This is a genomic window from Flavobacterium chilense (assembly GCF_001602525.1).
Lineage (GTDB): Bacteria > Bacteroidota > Bacteroidia > Flavobacteriales > Flavobacteriaceae > Flavobacterium > Flavobacterium chilense.
In genome coordinates, this window is record NZ_LSYT01000016.1 from 1 (window position 1) to 25,326 (window position 25,326).

14 protein-coding genes and 1 pseudogene are annotated in these 25,326 nt (G+C 35.2%); 2 read left to right on the top strand and 13 right to left on the bottom strand.

The window, feature by feature from the left end:
* The 6 genes and pseudogenes from A4F88_RS25810 to A4F88_RS24470 all read right to left on the bottom strand — a co-directional run.
* Positions 1 to 2,912: DUF6443 domain-containing protein (locus tag A4F88_RS25810; RefSeq protein ID WP_068845725.1), on the bottom strand; the 2,912-nt coding region annotated here is incomplete at its 3' end.
* 30 nt (positions 2,913 to 2,942) lie between these two features.
* Positions 2,943 to 4,133 (bottom strand): DUF5977 domain-containing protein, encoded by a 1,191-nt coding sequence (locus A4F88_RS24450; RefSeq protein ID WP_068845727.1) that lies wholly within the window; start codon positions 4,131 to 4,133, stop codon positions 2,943 to 2,945.
* Positions 4,134 to 4,276: 143 nt separating this feature from the next.
* A pseudogene (locus A4F88_RS24455) lies at positions 4,277 to 7,921 on the bottom strand (DUF5977 domain-containing protein); the annotation flags it as partial.
* Positions 7,922 to 7,929: 8 nt separating this feature from the next.
* Positions 7,930 to 9,594 carry a T9SS type A sorting domain-containing protein gene (locus tag A4F88_RS24460; RefSeq protein WP_068845732.1) on the bottom strand — a complete coding sequence of 555 codons (1,665 nt, stop codon included), beginning with the start codon at positions 9,592 to 9,594 and terminating at the stop codon, positions 7,930 to 7,932.
* Between the two features lie 296 nt (positions 9,595 to 9,890).
* On the bottom strand, positions 9,891 to 10,589 hold the full coding sequence (locus A4F88_RS24465) for a type 1 glutamine amidotransferase (protein WP_068845734.1): 699 nt from the start codon (positions 10,587 to 10,589) through the stop codon (positions 9,891 to 9,893).
* A 96-nt stretch (positions 10,590 to 10,685) separates the two neighbouring features.
* Positions 10,686 to 11,267, bottom strand: coding sequence for an outer membrane beta-barrel protein (locus A4F88_RS24470; RefSeq protein ID WP_068845801.1), 582 nt, complete (start codon positions 11,265 to 11,267; stop codon positions 10,686 to 10,688).
* A 133-nt stretch (positions 11,268 to 11,400) separates the two neighbouring features.
* Between A4F88_RS24470 and gldA the strand changes: the two genes are divergently transcribed.
* Together gldA and A4F88_RS24480 are read left to right on the top strand one after the other, a co-directional pair.
* Complete coding sequence (gene gldA, locus A4F88_RS24475) at positions 11,401 to 12,297, top strand: gliding motility-associated ABC transporter ATP-binding subunit GldA (RefSeq protein ID WP_068845736.1); 897 nt, start codon at positions 11,401 to 11,403, stop codon at positions 12,295 to 12,297.
* 498 nt (positions 12,298 to 12,795) lie between these two features.
* Positions 12,796 to 14,919: an outer membrane beta-barrel family protein gene (locus A4F88_RS24480; RefSeq protein ID WP_068845738.1), complete on the top strand. Its 2,124-nt coding sequence runs from the start codon at positions 12,796 to 12,798 to the stop codon at positions 14,917 to 14,919.
* 418 nt (positions 14,920 to 15,337) lie between these two features.
* Here A4F88_RS24480 and A4F88_RS24485 read toward each other — a convergent pair whose 3' ends face one another.
* The 7 genes from A4F88_RS24485 to metF all read right to left on the bottom strand — a co-directional run bounded on the left by A4F88_RS24485 (position 15,338) and on the right by metF (position 25,271).
* Positions 15,338 to 16,504, bottom strand: a complete 1,167-nt coding sequence (locus tag A4F88_RS24485) for a PepSY-associated TM helix domain-containing protein (protein ID WP_068845740.1) — start codon at positions 16,502 to 16,504, stop codon at positions 15,338 to 15,340.
* A 105-nt stretch (positions 16,505 to 16,609) separates the two neighbouring features.
* Positions 16,610 to 17,851 (bottom strand): DUF4374 domain-containing protein, encoded by a 1,242-nt coding sequence (locus A4F88_RS24490; RefSeq protein WP_068845742.1) that lies wholly within the window; start codon positions 17,849 to 17,851, stop codon positions 16,610 to 16,612.
* 35 nt (positions 17,852 to 17,886) lie between these two features.
* Positions 17,887 to 20,235, bottom strand: a complete 2,349-nt coding sequence (locus A4F88_RS24495) for a TonB-dependent receptor (protein WP_245179220.1) — start codon at positions 20,233 to 20,235, stop codon at positions 17,887 to 17,889.
* A 292-nt stretch (positions 20,236 to 20,527) separates the two neighbouring features.
* Positions 20,528 to 21,937, bottom strand: a complete 1,410-nt coding sequence (locus A4F88_RS24500; protein WP_068845743.1) for a pyridoxal phosphate-dependent decarboxylase family protein — start codon at positions 21,935 to 21,937, stop codon at positions 20,528 to 20,530.
* A gap of 93 nt (positions 21,938 to 22,030) precedes the next feature.
* Entirely contained in the window at positions 22,031 to 23,254 is a 1,224-nt protein-coding gene (locus A4F88_RS24505; protein ID WP_068845745.1) for a dicarboxylate/amino acid:cation symporter, read from the bottom strand.
* Between the two features lie 194 nt (positions 23,255 to 23,448).
* Entirely contained in the window at positions 23,449 to 24,102 is a 654-nt protein-coding gene (locus A4F88_RS24510; RefSeq protein WP_068845747.1) for a class I SAM-dependent methyltransferase, read from the bottom strand.
* A gap of 212 nt (positions 24,103 to 24,314) precedes the next feature.
* Complete coding sequence (metF, locus tag A4F88_RS24515; protein WP_068845749.1) at positions 24,315 to 25,271, bottom strand: methylenetetrahydrofolate reductase [NAD(P)H]; 957 nt, start codon at positions 25,269 to 25,271, stop codon at positions 24,315 to 24,317.
* Positions 25,272 to 25,326: the final 55 nt, after the last annotated feature.

Sequence of the window (25,326 nt, forward strand, 5' to 3'; positions counted from 1 at the left end):
ACAGGATTATTAAAAGCATAATTATAAGGACTAAATCTTCGCATTTGTTCTGCTAATGGGTCAATATTCATCCATCGACCAAGTGCAGGGTCATAATTGCGTGCACTATAGTCATATACATTAAGCCCCAGCTCGTCCTGCAACTCTTTTCCGTTGTACTTATATTTATTGTTTGTTGCTATATAATCATTATATCCCTTATGTTTTAATCCAAAAGGATAATAATTATTTTCTTCGATAATTTCAAGAACTTGTGTTTGAGGGTTTTTAGCATAACTTACTCTTATGTTGCCCAGATGATCTTTGTACTGAAATACATATTTTTGGTTTACATTATCAAAATACCCTTCTGCGGTAGGGAAAAATTGTAATGTAGGTACAGATGATACTGTAGTTACAGACAAAGCCTGCTGTACTCCACTAGCACGATTCGCTCCTCCTCCCGGGTTAGGAACAGGATCATAACCATCAATTGGCGGGTCTGTATCTCCCGGATCATCCGGCACATAACCTCCATTATCGACATAGCTGTACTGAAAACCTCCCAGATAATTGGTCGCGGTTACCACTCCATTTTCAGTAACAATTTTATCGAGTTTTTGTCCCGTTGCGTTGTAAATATACTCAATAGTATTATTGGTGCCAAATGTAATTTTCTTAGGCAGATTGAGCTGGTTGTATACAATTCCTGTGATATTTTTGTTTTTATCAGTGATCATGTTGCCATTTGCATCATAACTGTAATCATCTCCAGTTTTGTTGAAATCATTAAAACCACTGCTATTATTACTATTATCAGCCACTTTACTTAACTGGTTAGAATTTGCTGCATATGTATACACCAGAGCATCTATAGAATTTGTACCAATTTGAGGATCAATATCTCCGTTTCGGTTTAAGAACTTAATATTTCCATTTTTATCATAGGTTAAATTTTCGTTATACATATCTGTAACCGCTCCATTCTTTGCATATATCGCTGCTGATAATCGGTTTAAATCATCATATTGATAACCGTAAGAACGCTCTGTATTATCTGCTCCTGTTTTCCAGAAAGTTTCGGCAATATTTCCGTTGTACAAAGCCTCTACTTGCGAATTACCCGGCTGATTGTTGTAGTTGATTTTAAAGGCAAACAAATCTACAGGGTCTGAATCGTGTTGTAAGTCAGTGATATCGTTAATCCCCGTAAGCCAGCCTCTTACATTATAGGTAAAATGTACTTTTTGCAAGGGGTTTGCGGTGTTGTTACCCACATTTTTTTGAGTCAGTTGCCCTAAATTGTCATAGGTATTATCTGCTAAAAGCTGCACAACGCCTCCGTTAATCTGGTGGGTATGGGTCAGCAAACGGTCTTGTGGGGAGTAGGTGAACTCTTCTGTGATGGTCAGTTCATTATCTCCTGAGGTACGTTTGTGCCTGGTGATGGTATAGGCTGCTTTTCCGGTAAAATCAAGCTTGCTATCGGTAATGGTGTGTCCGCTTAAATGATTTTGCAGGTATATGCTTATTGGCCTTGCTTTTGTATCATAAAAGGTTGTAGTGGTTTCTCCTGCTGTTTGGTCAGCTGTGGTTACTGCCCTTGTCCAGTTTCCGGTAGCCAGACCTTTGGTATTGGCCAAAACATCCTGTCCTTCGATAGTTGTGGGTATCGAGGGTACATTGGGATAATCATAATCATCGTAATAGTTTACGGTTAAAAGTTTAAAACTGGTTGGCTCAATGGCATTGCTATAGTTTACACTAATATCGTCTATCGTTTCTGACGTTTGTTTGGTTTCAAACAAAGTCGTTTTAGTATTCTGGGCATCCTGCAATGATTTTCTGGTTGCCGCATTTGATGACTGGTTACTCCAGCCTGTATAAACCGGACGGCCAAAAGCATCGTATTTGGTTATGAGCCAGCCCTCGCTGGTATCGTTTTTAAATGGCGAAAAGACAGGTCCTGTGGCTACGGGTCTGTCGAGTTTATCGTATACAATAAATTCCCATTGTTTTCCCGGCAGCTTTTTCTCGACCAGACGGTTGCGGTTATCGTATTTGTATTGATAACACAAACCGTTTAGAATTTCATTATCGATAGTACCTGTTACTTTTGGCGGTAGTACATAAGTGAGGTTTCCGTAACTATCATAAACATAATAAGTATCATGTTTAACTCCTGACTCGTAGGTTCTTTTTAAAACAACCTGTCCTTCTTTGTTTTTAAATTCTACGGTAGAGCCTGCGGATTCACTGGGACTTGCAGCCGAGTTTTCATCATAGGTTACGTTTTTATAGAGCTCTTTTTCGTCATAGGTCGTTCCTGCATCTGAAAAACTAATGTCGTACAAACCCTGAGCAGCCTGCCAGGTGGTAGTGACTTGGTATAATTTTACGGCATCGGTATCACTATTGGTCTGATACTTTAATTTGATTTCATGTCCGTTTCCCATTTTCCAGGAAGTTCCCGGAGCGGCTTGTTTTAAAACTCTGTTTAGGGGCGAAGCTTCGAGTTGTTTCTCTGAGAACGGGTTACTGGTATTGTCATATTTACCGGTATTATAAAAATTTATTGCCGCATTTAGGGCTGTGGCAGGATCTATTTTAGAATAGTCATTGCCTGCATTAGACGTTGCATAAGGCAAATATTCTTTGAGCTGTCTGCCAAATCCATCATATTCTACAGGGGTTATAAGATCACTTCCGTTTCCGCCCTGCCCAATGGCAATGGTTTGTATGGGACGGCCTAATCCGTCAAAATAGGTTACATTTTGACTCATTTCGTCTTTGGTTAGTGTATTAAGTTTACCTGACGGCACTGCTTTTTTGGGCGTAATTGTATATATGAAGTTATCATCGCTAAAAGTCTGGGCTTTCATGCCCCAACCTGCAAATACTAACAGGATTATAATTGTAATATATTTTTTCATCAGTTTTGAGTGTCTTTAAAAATGAGTGAATTATTCTTCAGTTTCTCCTGAATTTAAACAACGCCCTACTTCATTTGCATAAGCTGGTCCGTAAGTATTAGCTTCTATCAAAGCCTTATTATCTGCATCTGCCTGGGATATCGTCGACTCGTATTTTCCAGCCTCAACATAATAATACACATACGGATTTGTTGTTCCTGCAGGACAATCTGTTTTATAATATATAGGATTTATTTGTTTGTTATAAAACCTGCACAATCCGTTTGAATTTGCATAAGCTTGTCCATAAGTATCTATCTGTAACTGAGCATAAGCATTTGCATCGGCCTGAGAGATATAAGAAGTATGTACTCCTGCTGCAACGGTATACCAAACACTGTCTGGTGTTGCTCCCGGAGCACAATTGTTTCGGGTAATTAATCTGCTTTGGACAGTATTTTTATATATACATCCCTGACTCGCATTTGCGTTTGCCTGACCATCTGCATAAAATTTTGTTGCAGCCAGCCCATCTGCATCTGCTTGCGATATTCTGGATGTTATTGTACCGGCAGCCTGCCCATAATATATTGAGGGACTTTCTCCTCCTTGACCGCAATTCGTTTTAGGAAAATACCCCCCTAAAGCAGCACTACTAAAAGTACAGAAACCATTAGCATTTATATAAGCCTGACCATCAGTAAACCATCTTATATATCCCTTAGAATTAGCATCCTCCTGAGAAACATTTGAGATCTCAATTCCGGCTGCCTGACTGTAAATTACTCCAGAGCCAACTCCTCCTGATGCACAATTGTCTTTTGTAATTTCAGAGCTTAAAGCAATACTGTAAAATGTACATATTGCATTAGCGTTGGCATAAGCCTGACCATTGTTATCAATCTGTTGCAGAGCCTGGGCATCAGCTGCCGCCTGAGAAACATTTGAATTGTAGGTTCCGGCAGCTACTGTATACCATACACTAGAAGGGGTTCCGCCAGCAGCACAATTATTTCTTGAGATCAATCTGCTTTGGGCAGTATTCCAAAAAATACATTTAGCATTATTATTGTCATTTGCAAATGCCTGGCCATTTGCATTGACATCATTTTGCGCCTGGGCATCTGCTGCTGCCTGTGAAACATCAGAACTATAACGACCCGCAGGAACAGTATATGTTGCACTTTGTGGAGTACCTCCGGCAGCGCAATTATTTCGGGTAAACACACCACTTTTTACCACACTGCTAAAAATACATTTTGCATTGCCATCATTGTTTGCATAAACCTGACCATTTACATTGACATCATTTTGCGCCTGGGCATCTGCTGCTGCCTGTGAAACATCAGAACTATAACGTCCGGCAGGAACGCATCAGAACTATAGCGTCCGGCAGGAACACTATACGTTACGCTTTGTGGAGTACCACCAGCAGCGCAATTGTTTCGGGTAAACACACCGCTTTTTGCTGCACTGCTAAAAATACATTTTGCATTGCTATCATTGTTTGCATAGGCCTCGCCATTTGTATTGACATCATTTTGCGCCTGGGCATCTGCTGCTGCCTGTGAAACATCAGAACTATAACGTCCGGCAGGAACAGTATACGTTACGCTTTGTGGAGTACCGCCGGCAGCGCAATTGTTACGGGTAAACACGCCGCTTTTTGCTGCACTTTTATAAATAAATACACTTGTTGAATTATTATTGCCACAATCTGTTTGCTGTCCTTTATAATTATAACAATATTTTTGAAGCACATTTAAATCCTGATCTTTTATAAACTTTAATCTTCCAACAGTATCATATTCATAATAGGAAGGTATTGCTTTAGGATCTGTGATACTGGTTACGCCAACCAATGGATTATAAGTATAAGTAGAAACAAATGCATTGGAAAATGTATTTCTTAAGGAATTTAATGCATTGCGCAAAAGCTGTTCCTTACAATTAGCAGACAAACAATTATCATCATCTGCATCAGACAGTACCTGAAGATCATTAACATAATTCACTACCTGATCATATGTTACATTTTCTATTTTAGCAATAGGTAATGTTTTATTGTACCCCCAGATTATAGAAACCGGCACTCCTGATTCAGGGGTATATTGGATCACATTGCCTTTATCATCATACAGATTATAAGTGATTTTCTTTTCGAGTTTGCCCACATTCGAAATATCAGGAAAATCATTAGGAAACTTAGCCGAATAAATTTCTTTTGGTAATAACAAATTGCCCGTTGAACCATCCTTGGCAAAAACAGTTTTATTTTTAGAAAGAAGTGTTCCGCCTTTATATTGCTCTGTAATTATGGGTGTACTGACTCTGTTTGCAGCACTTAAATCTGCCATAAATGGCTCACCTAATAAATCATCCGGATATGCATATTTGGTTTCGATTACCTCTCCTTTAGAATTTTTGACCGTTTGCGACGTTAACTGTGCGTGTGTAGGATTATCATATTTATAATCTTCTTCAGTTTTTAAAATCTTTCCGTCAAGATTTTCTTCTGTTGTTTTTTTATCCATATAATACCAGGCTGATATTGTTTTAGAACCGGTATAGTTGTACAAATTATAAAAACTTGCATTTTTCCTGTAAATGCTAACATCCAGCCCTCTTTTATGAAATTCATTTGGAAATGTAGCATTCATCAATGGAAAACCCGGATCACTAATTGAGGATTTATCTCCCGGAGGGGTATCTAAAAATTTATAAGACATTACAGTCTTTCTTACCATATCAGTTTTATTGAATTCATTAATTTGAGAAAGAAGCCCTCTTTTCCAATTGTATGATATTTTTGAAAACTGTGAAATTTCTCCAAACCTTATATCATCCGAAAAAGTAAAATATTTTTCAACTTTTATAATATTTGAAACATCCTGAGTATCGGTATTATTTTCGGTCACTTTTGTGTAAAAAATATGATATCCATTAAACCCAAATAAATCCGAAGGAATTCTGGAATACTGGACAGCATAAGTTATCAAACCATTCCCCATTGTATTAGCATCTGGATCGTTTATCTCAGAGAAATAACCATACTCATCAAAGTAAAATGGTTTCTCATACAAAATACCTGATGACTTACCATCCTCACGATAATCAAAAGAACGATGAGTTATAACATTACCTGTATCTTTTGTTTTTATATCTCGAATACGTAATCCTCCAACTTTTGCAACCTCAGCCTCATTCTTTTTTGAATATAAAAAATGAATGCTCGCAAATTTATTTTGATTTTCAAACGTATCGTAACATTTCAAAACAAGATAGTATTTTTGACCTTTAAGTAATCCATCTCCTTCAAGGGGCTTATAATTATATCCGGTTGTACCAATAAATTGAAAATTCATAAGGTGCCATTGCTCATCATAAATTTCTGCAATTGCATAATTTGATGTTGTGGCTTCTCCAGGACTGTATAAATCAAATGATATATAAGGAATAGTTATACTCTTCTCCGGAACGATAAAATCTTTTATGATTGTTATCTCATCTCCTGTAAATTTATCGTCCCCATTTGCATGTGCTTCATACGATTTCCATTCATATTCAGTGTAAGGAATACTACAACCAAAACATGTATTAAGCTCATAATTAAATTCTACCTCTCCTTTGGTTGGAAGAACAATATTCTTCAACACATTCGTCTTGGTTTTTTCTAAATTAGGTTCTTTTGTACCACCCAAATCACTAAAAAGTGTATTCATAGTATACCTTTCACAACTATTACTATAATATCCCCAGTGGTCCAGACAGGGATTATACCTTCCTACAACCTCTTCATTATAATAAGAAAAAACATAAGGGTTTTCGCCTGTTTTTTGAAAACTTTTTAGTTTTAGTGTATACCCATTATCTTGATATATTTCTGCTCCTTCAAAACTATTTGGGTTATACTGACTTTCAGGAATACCAAAATAACCATAATCAAATTGGTATGTTTCTATTTCATTTTTATATTTAATTTTAATATTATCCAGTGTTTTCGGGGCAGTTGTCTGAACTTTACCCTTTATATCTTTCCTGTATTTGTTATATAAAAATTCAATCTCATAATCCTGATTCACTTTAATTTTAGTTAAAACTTTAGTAGTAATTTCTGAATAATAAGAAGTAATTTTCTCCCCTCCGCCAAAAAACCAATGATAATATCTGGTGTAATCTTTATCATTTATCAGGTTGTATTTGACTGTATCATAAATAAAATCTACAATTTCATTATTGGGCGTTATAATCTGAGCTAAATAAAAAGTATATGAATTACTGTTAGACATTCCATTAAGCTTTGGGAATTTCAAACACACACTTTCTGCAGAATTTAAATTTTCGGTTACTATATTATAAATATACCTAACCCCATCTGTATCTGTAATTTCAAAGGTATAATTACTGCTGTTATAAATAATTTTTTCCTTTCCGAAAGGAATTTGCTTAACTTCAAAATTATTACCAAAGAAAAATTTACCTGATTTATTTGGTGTTGAATAATAAAAAATATCCGGTTGAGAATCTATATTATTCTCAGCAATATTGGTAAAAGTAGTATAATCAGTTCCGGCCCCATGTATACTGTCTAACTGAGCTCGCGAATAAGGACTTATAGTCCAGGATAAATCTGAAGAAGGTATTGGGAGCTTAAAATCTCTGTCATTAGGTAAATTCCAAACAGGGTTAGCCGGACTATGGGTATCCAGATCATTTTTTTGTACGACATTCTGCGTAATTTTTCCTCCTGCATTTAATTCCCATCCCAACCCTGTATTTCCTGCAACTTCTGAAGGTTTTAAACCAGAAGACTGATACGTTAAAGTTATAGGGATTGTCAGATTTTTTAATTTTATAATATGTACCGGAATGGAATAATTGGTAACTCCGGTTGAATAATTAACCGGAACATCTACATATTTTATTAAAGAACCAGCCTCTGGTGTTGGTGGAAAAAAATTATCCTTTCCATTCTGAGCCATTAATAAGGTGAACTGCAACAAAAAAAGTATAAGTAATGTTTTTTTCATTTTCTTTGTTAATTAACTGATTTAATAACTTTTACAGATTCTGTTTTTACATCGGTTTTAATTTTGATGATGTAAATTCCTTCAGAATACCTGCTTAGATTTACCGGAATGGTTCTGCCGGTAATAGCAAATTCCTGTAAAACACGTCCTGTAATATCGACCAGAGTGGCAGTACCTTCTTTAAAATCATACCCTACAATTACATTGGTATAACTGGATGCCGGATTAGGGATTGCCTCGATACTGGATTTGATTTTTTCTACTTTTTGCTTGTCTTTGAGTTTCACTACCCAAAAATCATTACCTCCAATATTACCGTTTTTGTCTTTTGAGGCACTGGAATTAGAGGTTCCTGCCATTAGATAACCTCCATCGCGGGTTTCGATTAACTTTCTGAGAATATCCTCTCCGGAGCTTCCTACGGTTTTGCTCCATAATTCTTCACCTTTATCATCAATCTTTAATGCGATATAATCATTAATACCGTCTTTTTCTTTATTGACAATCCCCATTGCTTTACCCACAATTCCTTCCCTAGGACGTTTGTTCTCACTTTGTGCATAACCTCCAATGAGATACGTATGATCTTTATTTTCGACCAGAGAAGTCAGAATATCTGTTTTTCCAAAATCGTAAGTTTTGCTCCAAATTACAGCTCCGTCCTGATCCAGTTTTAATACCCAGTAATCTGTACCATTACTAACAATACCGCCTAAAGTGGTTAAGGGATTTTTACTGTTGGAATTTCCTCCTGCTATGTAACCTCCATCTGCTGTCTGGTGAATCACATAAGGCTGATCATCGCCTTCTGCTCCATAGGTATTCTGCCACTGAATTTCGCCTGTATCATTTATTTTTATAATCCAAAAATCACCAACACCTTTATTATTTGCTGTTTTATCACCTGAAACCGGAGAATTGGAGTATCCTGCCAAAATATAACCATTGTCTGTAGTTTGTTCCATACTTCGCAGTATATCGGCATACTGTCCGCCATAGGTTTTCTGCCATTCTATGTTGCCCTGCTTGTCGAGTTTGACAATCCAGTAGTCCATATTGCCACGGCTTTTTTCAGATTTATTGAATAAATCAGCTTTAGTAGTTGCTGTTGATTTTGCATCCGGTTTTACCATTGAAAGGGCCGGAGGGCTAGAACTTGAAGAGCCGCCTAACATATAGCCGCCGTCTTTGGTCTGAAAGGCGCAGAGTAATTCATCCTGTCCTGGTCCGCCTATGGTTCTTTGCCATTGTTCTGCTCCTGAAGCATCTAATTTAATGACCCAAAAATCTGTAATGCCTTTGCAGTCTTCATTTTTTTGTCCTCCTTTTCCGGAACCTGAAGTTCCTGCCAGAATAAAACCACCATCCCGGGTATTTTTAATGCTTTGAAGTAAGTCGAAACCGTTGCCGCCAATACTTTTTTGCCAGTCCAGATCGCCTTTCTCATTCATTTTCCAGATCCAGTAATCTAAATCACCCTGGTTATCGCTGGTTTTATTGCCGGTTTTATTAGACAGGGAACTTCCTGCCAGAATAAAACCATAATCAGCCGTGGGCTGCGCATCAAAAAGATAATCAGCATGGGTACCTCCGTATGATTTTTCCCAAAGGATATCCTGAGGATAAGCCAATAAAGGAAAAATAAAAAGTAACAGTAAGTAAAGTTTTTTCATAAGCAAATTGGATTAATGCGGAATGTTAGATTTTACTGCGTAAATCTAAATTACCGCCAGGTTATAACTTTACGGTTTCCCGCATTTTCAATATATTTTTTATAATTTTTAATAAAATATTAAGAATAACAATTACAATTATAGAGATACTTTACCATAACCACAATACCCACTTTCGGTGATTTTTTACTTTTGTATAAAAAAACAAAGCCCTTCCGGAGAAGGGCTTTATCTAATATTTGCAGCTGTAGCACTTAACGCTCTAAAGCTATAACATTTATGTTTTAGTAATATAATTAGACTTTTAACAAAAAACTCAAAAACCCAAACATCACCCTATTATTCTGTTCTATAAACTGAGTTGTTTGCAAGATAGTATCTAAAGATTGAATGTATTTTGCATCAGTTAATTCGTTTTGTCCTGCCATTGTCATTTCGTGCATAGATTGAGGTGTTACTTCAAAATGAAACTGAAGTCCCAAAACATGATCTTTGTACAAAAATCCCTGATTTAAACAACCTTCAGACTGAAATAACCGAATTGCATTTTCCGGAATAGAAAATGTTTCTCCGTGCCAATGAAACACATTTAATTTTTTTGGAACATTTTTTAAAATAGGTAAATCTGGTGCTGTAACCTCAACAGGAAACCAGCCAATTTCTTTGTCTTTATTTTTAGAAACCGTTCCGCCCAAAACATTAGAAATCAATTGAGCTCCAAGACAAATTCCTATTACTTTTTTATTAGCATCAATTACGTCTTTTATAAATCTTTTTTCGGCTTTAAGCCACGGAAAATCGACTTCATCATGAACACTCATTTCTCCGCCCATTACAATCAGAACATCAATTTTATCGGGATCCGGAAGAGTTTCATTGTGGCATAAATGTGTGTATGTTAAGTTATGATTGTTTTCCAAAATCCATTCTTCCATACAGCCTAAGCCTTCGAAAGTAACATGTTGCAGACAATGGATATTTAATTTTTCAGACATGATTTGCTTGTGATCTAAGTGAATAACCTTTTCTCAAAAATACAAAAAAAGCACCCCAAACAGGAGTGCTTTTCTGAAATTGAATATAACTTAAGATTAGAAGTTTTTAGAAATTCCAATATTAAATGTCTGACCAAAGTTGAAATAGAATTTACTAACATCAGCACCGTTATTATCATAACTTAATGTTTCATATCCTAAACCACCAATACTGAAGTTTAAACCAAAACCTTTTTTCATGTTAATGAAAAGAGCCGGAGTTACACCAACGTACATACCATCTGCTTTTCTTTTTGAATAAGCATTTCCAGGACCATATACTTTAGATTTTGCATTTTGGAAACCTGCTCCCATATCTGCAAAAACAGAAAAAGTCTGGCTTAATGGCACTGAGTAACGAACAAAAGCTCCTAATTTGAAACCATTATCTTTAATTTCTCTTGCACCATTGTCATCAGTAGATGAAGACACTGTAAATTCACCCCCTACAGTCCAGTTGTCGTTAAATTGGTAACCAACTTTAGGAGAAAAGCTAAATGTATTAGTTTTTTCTTCGCTAAACTGATATTCAGTTTTTTCAGAAGAGTAGCCAATGTTACCACCTACTAAAATTGTTCCTTTTTGAGCATTTGCAAAACTGCAGATAGCCAATGCAGCCATCACTAGAATTTTTTTCATGTTTGAATTTTTTAATTTTAGCATTCCTTTAACAATAACGATGCCGTTGTTACAACTAAAAATTAAATTCTTTACAAGGCAAAATGTAGTAATCGAGACTATTTCTGTTTACTTTTGTAGCAAATAAAAAGTCATGTCGATAGAAGTAAACAGCATATCAAAAAGTTACGGAGAGCAAAAAGCTTTAAATGAAATTTCTTTTAAAATTGAGAAAGGAGAAATCGTAGGATTTCTTGGTCCGAACGGAGCCGGAAAATCTACTTTGATGAAAATTTTGACCACTTATTTACTTGCCGATAGTGGCTCAGCCCTTGTAAATAGCCATGATGTCATGACAAGCCCTAAAGAAGTTCAGCGTTCTATTGGATATTTACCGGAGCACAATCCGTTGTATCTGGATTTGTATGTTCGTGAGTATTTGGCTTTTAATGCTGATGTTTATAAGGTGCCAAAATCAAGAATTGAAGAGGTAATTAAACTGACAGGACTGACACCGGAAAGCCATAAAAAGATTGGGCAGCTGTCTAAAGGATACCGCCAGCGTGTAGGATTGGCAAATGCTTTATTACACAATCCTGATGTTTTAATTCTTGACGAACCTACTACCGGATTGGATCCTAATCAGTTAATGGAAATTCGTAATGTAATTAAAAATGTTGGGAAAGATAAAACCGTTTTTTTATCAACTCATATTATGCAGGAAGTAGAAGCTATTTGTGATCGTGTCATAATTATTGACAAAGGAAATATCGTAGCCGATAATAAATTAGACCATCTTGTTTCTGACAATAAAGAGCAAGTGATTGAAGTTGAGTTTGATTATCAAATCGAAGAGCAACTTTTAGCCAGACTGGAAAATATTACTTCATACAAAAACTTACATGACATGACCTGGGAGCTTACTTTTGTTGCTGACAAAGATATGCGTCCGTCTATTTTTGATTTTGCTAATGAAAATGGTTTAAAGACCTTGCAATTAAATCAGAAAAATAAAAACCTGGAAGCTGTTTTTAGAGAAATAACAAAATAAGTTTCCGTTTTCAACCCCAGTTACAGCTTACAGTTTTACTTATATATAACCAATTCTTTCTATTGAGATCGAATTGGTTTTTTTATGAAGTACTGTTTCACTTTGATGTCTTTTCTCTAGGAGCTCATCCTCTATTTCACTTCTTTTTTGCTTCGGAATCCTTCCTTTATTCTAAATTTTCTCATTTTAAGAAAAACAGAGAACCTTTAAATATCAATTCATTATGGTTTTTGAATGCAAATTTTAACTATTTTTATTTAGACTTGATATAAATAGTGTTATATTTGACAACTGAAACTTCAAAATACCATTATAATGTTCTCTATATTATACGCTTTCAAAACCTTTTTCTCGAAGCTCCTGAACCGTTTTTTACATTTTCGAAATATACTTTCTGATAAACTGGAACAAATCGTTTTGAAATAGAGAAAATCTTCTTTTCGCTAAGAATCGAGACTTCATTTAAATCCTTACTCCAAAAAATCAAATCCCAATATCATGAAGAATTTTATCACCTCTATTATGCTCGCCTTTTCGGTCTACGGATACTCGCAGACAGAAAAAGAAACAGACAGTATAGTAGAAACCTCTATAAATGTTTTAGAAGAAATCGTAATTACAAAAAAGAAAGTTTTATATACTCAAAAATCAGACAGATTAGTTTTTAATGTTGAAAATAGTATTGTTTCTGAAGGCGGAACTGCTTTAGACGTTTTATCTCGTGCTCCAGGTGTTGTTGTGTCTCAGGATGGAGAATTATCGATTCGCGGGCAACAAGGCGTTGGCGTTATGATAAACGGTAAACTAACACAGCTTTCGCAGAAGGAACTCGCCAATTATTTAAAATCGACTACTTCCTCTAACATCAAACAAATTGAAGTTATCACGAATCCATCTTCTAAATATGATGCAACAGGAAAAGCCGGAATCATTAATATCGTTTTAAAGAAACCAAATGCTGGCGGACTTAAAGGAACTGTGTTTACGAATTATGGCCGAAGCCGAAAAAACAGAACCAATTCCGGCATAAACTTAAATTATAATAAAGAAAAATTTGGTGTTTACGGGAACTACAGCTATACGTTTAGAGGTGAAGAAGAACGAAAAGAATTCAATCAAAATCAATATACGGATGCATCACGTCAGCAAATTTTAAGTAAAAATCACCAAACCTCAACGACTAACGAACCGTTGACATCAAACAATTTTAAGATAGGGACTACTTATGAAGTTTCTCCTAAAACAAATTTAGAAGTATATGTCGATGCCAAATTAGGACGTTACGAAAACATAGCAAATGGCAGAAACACTTTGCTTAATGCCATGGATCAGGTGCAATTTGATGCTGCGACCTATAACGACAGTAAAGAGAAATGGAATGATTATACGTATGCTTTCTCAGGGGTTCATAAATTTAACAGCGAAGGAAAAAACATGTCTTTTGATTTTGAATATGAAACTTCAAAATTCAGATCGAATCAATTTCAAAGTGCAAAAAATATTGATCCTTCAAGTACAACCAATATTAATGACAGACGAGGTTTTATTCCGTCTCAATTAAGAGTTTTTACCGGAAAAGTTGATTTTACCAATCCGCTAAAAGAGAAACAATCCATTGAATGGGGTTTTAAAGCCAGCGTAAAAAACAACGACAATCCATCGGTTTACGAATACAATGAGAACAATCAATGGATTGTAGATCTTAACTCGACCAATCATTTTGAATATAAGGAGCAAATTTATGCGGCTTATGCCAATTACAAATATCAGTTGGAAAAATTCAATATTCAGGGGGGCTTACGTTCAGAATATACTGCAATCAATATTTTACAGAAAACTCTAAACGAAGAACACAAAGACGATTATTTAAAATGGTTTCCGAGTGTTTCTATGAAATATGAATTGAGCAGCAATCATTCCTTACATGCCTCATACAGTAAAAGAATCAACAGACCAAGTCAGTTTGATCTGAATCCGTTTCGTTTTTATGATGACTCGTTTAATTACTCTCAGGGAAATCCGAATCTGATTCCTGAAATCACGCATTCAACAGAAATTGGTTATGCCTGGAAAAGTGCTTTTATGGCTTCACTCTATTTTAGTAAAACCAAAGATGTATTTACCGAAGTTTATGTCTACAATCCGTCCAACAATACCACAGTAACCACTCAGATTAATGTTGATAAGTCGTATAATTATGGTGCTAATATTACCAATACAGCTGAGATTTATAAATGGTGGGCTGTAAACACACTTTTTAATGTTTTCGAAAATAGATTTATGGGCAATGTAGTGAATACAGATAAAATTGATCCAATTGTTACGTTGAATTTAAGTGTACAAAACTCGTTTACAATTACCGAAAGTTTAAAGGCGGAGGCAAATGTACAATACCAGTCAAGATCGAATCTGGGTATTTATGAAAGAGATGCTTTTTTTGATTTCAGTATCGGAATTTCAAAACAAGTGCTTTCTAACAAAGGCAATATCAAATTTAATATTACTGATATTTTCAATAACAATAATTTCCACATCAATTCGGTTATCGCACAAACGAGCATCAATAAAAGATATGATCTTGATAATCGTATTGCCACGATAGCCTTTACTTATAGAATTTAATATTTTGAATCTTTAGTTTCCTTGTTTTTGTTTTTTTTTGATGGAAAAGAGTCTGTTTGTAGTTAGCAGACTCTTTCTGTTTTTAGTCCATAACTAAAAGTACAATTTACATCAGGATCATTAAAAAATGGCACGCAGATCAAATAGATTCAAACGGATTTATTTGTTTTTTATACCCAACAAATATTCATTTTTATCATCCGGAGAAATAAAAGATCAAACTATAAAATGATTAAGACTGATTTTTTATTTACCAGACTTCTCCAATGCTTTTTGGTTCACTCAGCCTCATAAAAATGTTGATGAATACCTGCATTTCATTATTTCTTAAATAAGAAAAAGCCTTTTGAAGAATGTTACTTCTCACAAAAGACTTTTAAAACTAACTAACAAAAAATAGATAAAAATCAAACCGGAGTTATGCTCGTGGTTTTTGCTTTTTCTTTCTTCCCCACCAAATATAAAATCCGGTAATGGGTAAACTGGCACAAACTAAACTGGCCGTGAAATATATAATCTTAGTTGGCAATCCGCCTATTGCTCCTATATGAAGACTATAATTAGAGCGCATTAACCAATTCGAAAATCGTTCGTCATTAATATATTGATGAGATTTTGGGAGTAGTTCGAGCGTTTTGGCATCAAAGTATAAATCTCTCCAAACTCCTTTATGCATATCGGTACAAGCATAAAAATCATCTTTTGGCTCATCCGGAAAATGAATGATTACAGCTTCTTTATTTTCCTTAGCGATTTCGGTTCGCACCTTCTTCCAGATAAAATCGGCAGCAGCCAGTTTGTCTAATTCTTGTTTCGACAAAGTATCTTTTGCAACCGGAATTACTTGTTCTTTTTTATCCTTTTCATCTGCCCAGCCACCGCTGATCCAATAGGTACTTTCTCGCAGCCAGTGAAAACTCATTAACATTCCGGTAAAAGAAATCAGTACTGCCAAAATAAGGGCATAAAAACCCATAACATTATGCAAGTCATAATTAAGTCGCTTAAACTTGGCATCCCATTTTATTTTAAAACTATTGTTTCTGGTGGTTTTATTCCACTTTTTCGGAAACCAGAGTATTAATCCGCTTATCAGCAAAAAGAAAAAAATAAAGGTGGCCCAGGCTGTTATTTGTGATCCAATATCCCGATCTAACCAGAGATTGCGATGCCCTTCGTCAATGATATGAAAGAAGTCTTCGTGATCGACCATTCCGGTAATTATGCCGTTATAGGGATTTACATAAATCAACGAATCCGATTCGATATCGACCTTAATTGATTTATCTAAACCATTATACCAAACTCCGTGAATCTCTTTATTGGGTAATACTTTATGAACAGCAGCATAAATTTGAGAAGGGGGCAATAATTTTTCAGGACTTTGAGCTTCTACACTTAAATAAGGCGATGTAAGTTGCTTTATTTCATGTTCGAAAACCAGAATACAGCCTGTAATTGCCATGATAAATACTATGATTCCAGAACCCAGTCCGAGCCATAAATGCAGCCAGGCATTGATTTTACTAAAACGTGATTTTCCTTTATTGGGTGGTTTACTGGTTCGGTTTTTAGAAATATTCATTGAAATTTTAATTTGAAAAAAGTGGTATTTTAAAGCCAAAATGATATTTATAAAATGGCCTGAGTAGTATCGAAATAATATCTCAAGCCATTTATAATCTTCTATTTAGTAAGTAAGCTTACCAATTGCAGGCAGGTAAAGTCCTTCTTTGATTAATGCTCCGGCTTTTGCAGTTCCGGTTGCAATATCGATTTGATACACACGTGCTTCAGTTCCTGTTACAAAACTTTTGTAGGCTTTTCCGTTTTCAACAAACATACTTCCTAATCCAAAAAACTCATCTCCGCCATGATCAGGTAATCCTGTAACCTGCACAATTGTTTTAGCAGATAAGTCTAAAATTGCCGATTTAAAGAGTGTATTTGTTCTAAGGAAACTATAAACAGGACTAACTGCATCTGTATCTTTAGTAATATAAGAGATAAATACTTTTTCTCCTCCTACCGGATATGCAGCCAGAACTTTTCCTTTTAGTGTACTAGCCTCGATATCGAAGAAATATCCTGGATCAAACTTAGCATCTCCTTTTTTGATACGTAAAACTCCTGATGATACTGCTGTTACAGGATAACCTCCAGCGCGGGCATTTGATGAAAAAGTATAAACATCTCCAGATTCTGTCTGAACAATTCCGGTATTGGTATAATACATCCCAATAGCAGCTGTTCTGGTGTCTCTTATAGTACTCACATATTCTAAAGAAGGATATTTATAAACTCTTACAACAGCATCAGAGGATAATACTTTATTGGTTCCGTCGCTAACATCTTTTGTATATACGGGAACAAAAAGTTTATCTCCGGAAACGGCTGCCCCTGTTGGCCAGTATAATATTTTTTTATTTTCAGGATTAACACTAAAATCATTAAACTTACGACCATCGATAGAAACCGTTGCCGGATTGTATATCATAAGTTCATAATCTGATGAGCTACCATCCCAGGTTGCTCCAATATTGATCATTTTTTTATCATCTGTATACCCAACTGCATAAGACGATTCGAAAGCAAGTTTTCCTCCCTGCATCAGTTTTCCTACACTGTTAAGATTAAACGAAACAGATCCGTCATCATCAGTACTTAGGGCAAAAAATGTATTTTGTACCGGAAAACAACTTCCGTTTTGCTCAATTCCTACTCCTTTTGCACTGATCTCGCCGGTCATTAACTGATCTGTAGAATTAAAATCTAATATATACTGTGTATAATCAGACAACCAGTACGATGCAACATATTTAGTACCATTTACAGTTGGCTCACCTGAAGATGAATCATCACTGCTACATGAAAAAATTGATAAGGACAGAAAAGCCAATGCAAAGCATTTTGCAAATTTGTTTACAAACATGATTATAATTATTAAGGGTTATTATTAAAATTGAATTACTGAAGAAAGTATCTGAACTTAACTGAAAAAGCGCGTCCCGGTTTTTGAACTTTAAAGTAATCGTACACTTTTACATCTGTAATATTGCGGCACTCAAACGCCAGATTGTATTTTCCGTTAAGGAAAGAATAAGCCACCATCGCGTTTTCAGTAAATTGTTCCGGAATTGCTTTTTTGGTTTCTAATGAACCTAAAACCGGCCAGGTCAGATAAAAAGCATCTATATAATTGGCACTTACATTTAAGGAAAGTCTGTCGCCTTTGTATTTGATGTTTTTAAAATTAAAAGTCAGATCAGCGTTTCCGTAAAAGATGGGAACGTTTGGCAATTGTGCATCATACAAAGCATCCGGACTGGTAGTTCCGGTTTTATATTTATTTTTATTCAGGCTTTTTTGATAAGTACCATTTACTTCAAAATTCAGAAAATCTTTGTAACCATATCGCAAAACACCATCAATACCCGTTATTTGCACATTCTGAAGGTTTTCATAAACTGTTTTATCTCCGTCTTGTCTTTCTCTGATAAAATCTTTGGCTTGTCTGTAGATCAAACTTGTTTCGGCACTAAACTGATTTTTATTTTTTTGAGTAAGAAAAGCCAAGCCTAAATTTGCATTGTCGCTGCTTTCCGGTTTTAATCCAATATTGCTGTTTACAGTTAATCCATCACCTAACATTTCAGTAGCCGAAGGCAAACGATAAGCATGTTCATATGATCCTTTGATTTGAAATTTATCCGATAAATGATAGGCTGAAGTCGCTCCGTAACCATAATTAACAGATGAGGATGACTGAGTAATACTATTAGAAATCATTTCGGTATTTAAGCCAAACATTTTACCAAAACCCGAAATCGCCAATCGATTGTCTAAACCACTAAAATTGTAACTTAATCCTAAAATATTTTTAATGATAGAAGGCTCTCCAAGTTCAACTACTTTTAGATATTCGTTTGTTTCTTTACGTTTATATCCCAAATAAGAATAGTTTACCGCAATAGAATGTTGATCATTTAACTGGTATTTTAAGTTTGTTGCAATTTGAGCGTTTTCTTCATCATAAACATAGATGGTTTTATTTCCCAATTCACCTTTATCATTAGCTCCTGCAAATTGCCTGTAGACATAATTTCCTGTCCAGTCATACACTCGTGAAGATGTATCGACAGAACGGTTGTTTACCAAAGCATAAGTGCTATTAATATTGACCGATAATCCTTTTGTGAATAGATTGTCTTTTTTATATTTTAAAGAAGTAATAAAACTATTGCTGTCTGTAAAAGCCTGCCCAACGACTTTTTGCATTGTTCTTCCCTGCTGAATTTCTTTTTTATTTCCTGCCAAAGCAAAACCAACAAGTAAATAATCTGCAAAACTTTTGTTCTTAAATCCCGCTTCAGCCATTACAGTTCCTGACTTGTAAGCATCATGAAAGTGTTTGTATTTTTGTTCGGGTAAAAACTTTGATGTGTTTTTATCGACCACACTTACATCGACTTTATAATCATTGTCTGAGTAATTTGTGAAAGCATTAATATTGGCAATAAATCCGTCACGCCCCGAAAATCGTGTGTTTACAGCAGCTCTGTGTGTATTGAACGAACCATAACTGTAAGATGCATCGATATAGCGATTCACGTTTTTATTGGTTACAATATTGACTGCTCCTCCCAAAGCATCTGCGCCCAATTCGATAGGAACAACTCCTTTGTAAACATCAATTCTTTCGGCCATATTTACGGGAATATTATTTAATGTTAATGCAGAACCATAACTATCCATAGGAACTCCATCCAGAAAAAACTTAACCTGATTACCGGAAAAACCATTTAGAGAAAAGTTAAAAGCAGATCCTAACCCTCCGTATTCACGAATACGAACTCCTGTAGTTTTGTTTAAAACCTGATTTAAATCGGCAGAAGTGTTGTATGTTTTTTTAAGATCGACAGCCGTAATATTATAAGCCTGTTCACGCACTCTTTGCACTTTAGATTTTCCTGTTACGGCAACTTCGTTTAAAGCCGCCATATCTTCTTCCATTGTAATATTCTGAGTTGGTTTTCCTCCTTGTTTTAAAGAAATTGCCGCTTCTGTTGTTTTAAAACCAACATGAGTAACCACTAAAATATAATCTCCGGCTTCTCCGCTAATTTTATATTCACCTTTGCTGTTCGTTAATGTCGCATAAGCTGTTCCTTTTAGTGCTACCGAAACTCCTTCTGCAGGTTTACCAAGATTTGTTAAAATAACTCCGGTTAAGTTTACTTTGTTTTTTTGTGAATACCCCTGAAAGGAAATGAAGAGAATTGTAATCAAGAGCATTAATCTACTTGTTTGCATCATTTAAATTTTGTTTTGGAAATTAAATTAGCAGCAAAATTAAGCTCTCATGTTATTTTTTCCAAACTATTTTTAATTATTCTAAATAAGAATAGTAATTAACTTTTAAACAGAGAATATTCTAAAAAATAATCAAATCCTTAATAAATAATTAAGCCTATCTTAATATTTGCTTAAAATTAAGTATTGAAAAAGTTAAAATTTAAAGCTTCTTTTTGGTGTAAAAGAGAAAAATGTGCATAAAAAAAGCCCGCTTATTAAATAAGCGGGCTCATTAAAAATTAATAAAAACAGATTATAAATTTAAATCAGATACTGTTTCTTTAAGTTGTTCTATTATTATTTTAATATCTTTTTCTGTGGTTCGCCAGTTTACAAAAGAAGCTCTGATTCCCTTACGATTTTGATATACTGTTGGTGTCATAAATACTTTTCCTTTATCATTCAAAAGAGTTAAAAACGCACCAACATTTTCCTGATTGTGATCTCCCTTCAAAGTAAAACAAACATTATTGAGCCTAATAGGTGCCAACAATTCGAAATTATCATTTTCAATTAAAGCATTGGCAAAATGCAATGCTAATGCGGTGCTGTTTTCTACAATATCCTGAAAACCTTCTTTTCCGTATGCCAACAATGAAAACCAGACTGGCAAGGCTCGCAAACGTCTTGAATTTTCAGGTAATACATTCAGGTAATTAAAGTTTTCTAATGGATTCCCTAAATAAGGTGCATTCGAATTCTGAAATGTTTCGACCTGTAATTGTGTATGTTCTTTTTTAATTAAATAAAAAGCGCTTTCATAAGGTACATTGAGCCATTTATGGCAATCAATGGTAATACTATCCGCACCTTCCCAGCCTTCAACAAGATGTTTAAACTTTTCTGAAACTGCAGCAAAACCTCCAAAAGCGGCATCAATATGCCACCAGAAATTGTATTTTTCTTTTAGTTTTGAAATCGCTTCAAAATCATCAAAATCGGCAGTATTTACAGTTCCTGCGCTCGAGATTAGAATAAAAGGTTTTCCGTTTAGCTTTTCAATATTATTTTCTAAATCAGCAATATCAATAGCCTCACGATTTCCTTCAATAGTTTTTATTGCGGTATAATTATTACTGCCAATCCCTAACATCGATAATGTTTTTATTGAAGAAGAGTGTGGCGTAGCAGTCAATATATTGATGGGTTCTGAAATTCCGTTTTTCGCAAAATCTTTTCCGGATTGTGCCCCAAACCATTGTCTTGCAACTCCCAGACAGGTAAAATTTGACATGGTTGCACCCGTTACAAATCCGCCTAAAAATGTTGTGGGCAATTCCAGCAACTGCAATAATAAATGAATCGTTTCAAATTCGATTAAAGCCGAAGCTCCTCCTTGTGCTTTTATTGCCTGTGTATTTTGATCATAAACAGAGGCCAGCCAATCTCCAACTATAGAAGCAGGAGTTGAACCTCCGGTTACAAACCCTAAATATCTTGGTCCGGGCGAAGCCACCATTAATGGTGCTAATCGCTCTTTAAATTCCTGCAAAGTGGCTAAAGATCCTAATCCTTCTGCGTTTAAATTCCGCGTTGGATCAATGGTATGTTTATTTGATGTTGGAATATTTTCGAGATTATTCAGGAAATCTAATCCTTGCTGTTTTGTCTTTTCTAATATATTTTCGAAATCATTAAGATCGTGTTGTAATGCTGAATTCATTCTATATTTTTTTAATACTTAGTTATGCCATTTTCTGCTATACCAATAACTTACTAAGCTGATTAACACTGATTTTTGGGTTATAAAATAAAATTACCATTTGGTTTTCTCTGAGAATCGGGAAACCATCATAGAACAAATTACATCACCGTTTGCATTTAATAAAGTAGCAATTGGATCAACGAGTGTTCCTAAAATCATGGCGACGGGCAAGGCTTGTTCCATTGGAAAACCATAAACGGTTATGGCTAAGATTTCGCCAATGTAACCACCATTTGGGATTCCGCCTTCAACAATAGAAACTATTACTGTAATTCCTAAAGCTAAAAGGATTGTCATAGGATCTGTAAAATCTTTTCCAAACATGGCAAACAAAAAAGTGATTTTTAAAATGGATGACATACTCGAACCATCTTTATGCAAAGGCGCACCAAGCGGAATGACCAAATTTCGAACATGTGCCGGAATTCCCATTTTTTCTGCAGCATCCAAATTGGCCGGAATGGTTGCAATACTACTGCAAGTTCCCACTGCGGTTAATGATGGCGTAATATTATTGCTCCAAAAAACTTTAAAAGCTCTCTTTCCGCCAGCCACAAGTGCGTACAAACTAAAAAACACAAAGAAATAAAAGATACAGGCTGCATAATACACTGCCATAGGTTTTGCATACACTCCAAATAACTGTGGTCCGAAGATACCAACCTGATAGGCAAAATAAGCTCCTAAACCAATTGGTGCAAATTTCATTATAATGTTTAAAAGTTGTTTCATTACCTCGTTTCCCGAATCCAGAAAGCTTTTGAAAGCATTTCCTTTTTCTCCGGACTGTAATGTGGCAAAGCCAATTAAAAAAGAAAAAATAATCAACGCCAACATACTTTTTCGGGACAGCAGTTCGAAGAAATCATTTGCCGTAAGCAGCTTTGCAATTTGATCTCCGGCAGATCCTGATTCAATATTTTCAAACGGAATTTTAGTAATCTCTATATCCTGATGAATGGGAAAAAGATAAACGGCACAAATCATAACAAGGGCCGAAATAAGAATCGTAGCCAGAAAAACCAATACCATAATGATAAACAGTTTACCCAGTTTTTCTGTTTTCTCTAAATTAGCAATCGAGGAACCGATTGTAAAAAAGATAAGGGGAATAATGGCTGTAAAAAGTAAGTTCAGAAATATATCGCCAATTGGTTTTATGACCAAAACTTTTTCTCCAAACGCCAATCCAAAAATACTCCCGATTATAATGCCGCCAAGAAGCCATAAAATACTACTGTAGCTTTGTAAAAAATTGATTTTCTTAACTTCCATAATGGTACAAGGATTTAGAATTTAGCAACCTTTATTTTCTTAAAACACACAGAAACATAGTTCTCTTTGTCTATAAAGGCGTTTCACTTATTTAAACAAACATAGCTATGTGTGAAAAATGCGTTTTTCTTTTAGTTCTCGTTATTTTTAGACAAAACAAAACATCTATGTTTCTATGTGTCTAAAAATTTCAACTATTTCTCCAGAACAATTGTTGTAAAAGCCCTGTCGACCAATTCGCCTGTTTTACTTTTTACTTTTTCTGTCTGGGTTTCTGTATAGACTATTTTAAAAGGTGTTTTCTCAATTAATTTTTGCGCTTTTTCGGTACTGTAAAGCTCAAATTCAAATTGAGTAAACGGAAGTTGTTTCATGAAATCTTCCTGAGCAAAGGTTAAACAGAAATTTCCGTTTGGTTTTAGAACCCTGTAAATTTCTAAAAGTAGTTTTTCTGGTTCCTGCCAGAAATAAATGGTATTTACGGTAAATATTTTATCAAAAGATTCACCTTCAAACGGGATTTTATTTCCGTTATAAAGAGAAAAAAAGGCTTGTTTTTGAGAGACAAAATTTCTGTTGGTTTGACGCGCTTCCTGAAACATCAAGTCTGACATTTCGAGTCCGTAGTATTTCAGATTTTCAGCCTGTTCGAATAGAAACGCTACATGTCCCGCATTTCCGTGACCCAATTCGAGAATTTTATTTTCTTTGGATATATTTAGATTCTGAATCGAATGACGTGTCATATTGATGTTCGTTTCGTTCATCATATTACCCATTTCGATTCCTTTTTCTCCCGTTGGATTTTTTAATTGAGAGGCTATGGCTTGTAGTTCTTCTTGTTTCATGACTCGAAAATTTAAACTTCTAAATTAAACAAAATCCTTCAGCAATTTGTTGTCACTTGGCTCGGATTCCAACTAACGTTTGTTTTGTCATTTCGACGAAGGAGAAATCTCCACGAGAAGCTCGACAAAGATTGGATTCTCGTTGCGGAGTTACTTGCGAAGATTTCTCCTTCGTCGAAATGACAAACTCCCGTTATATTTAATAGAATTCCTTAAAAAACCTGACTTGCAATCTGACGAATATTCTCAGATTTCCCCATTGAATAATAGTGTAAAAACGGAACTCCGGCAGCTTTTAATTCTAATGACTGCTGAATTGCCCATTCGATTCCGACTTGTTTGATCTCTACATTATTTTTGCATTTATCAACGGCATCGATTAAATCTTCCGGTAAATCGATTCTGAAAATCTGTGGTAAAATTTGTAAATGCCTTTGAACGGCGATGGGTTTAATTCCCGGAATAATAGGAATTGTGATGCCCATTTCTCTTGCTTTTTCTACAAAGTTAAAATATTTAGCATTGTCAAAAAACATTTGTGTTACCACATAATCTGCTCCTGCATCTACTTTTTCTTTTAATCTTTTTAAGTCTGATTGCAATGATGGCGATTCTAAATGTTTCTCCGGATAACCGGCAACACCAATACAAAAATCGGCTTTGTTGTCTATATCCATTACTTCGTGCAAATATTTTCCGCAATTTAAATCGTTGATTTGTCGAACCAAATCAATAGCAAAACTATTTCCTCCGGCTTTTGGTACAAACGATTGTTCGTCTTTCATTGCATCGCCACGAAGCGCCATTACATTGTTGATTCCTAAATACTGGCAATCTACCAGCATATATTCTGTTTCTTCCTGCGTAAAGCCACCACAAAGTAAATGCGGAACGGTGTCTACATTGTATTTATGTTTTATAGAAGCGCAGATTCCGAGTGTTCCCGGTCGCATACGGGTTAATTTTTTATCCAAAAGTCCGTTGCCTTTATCAATATAAATATATTCTTCACGAGAAGTGGTTACATCAATAAATGGTGGTTTAAACTCCATCAAGGGATCGATATTATCATATAATTCCTGAATACTTTTCCCCTTTTGAGGCGGAATAATTTCAAATGAGAATAATGTTTTTCCTTTGGCGTTTTCTATATGCTCTGTTACTTTCATTTTAAGTCTTAAAGTTTGAAAGTCGAAAGTCGAAAGTCTTTCCTTTCGGACTTTA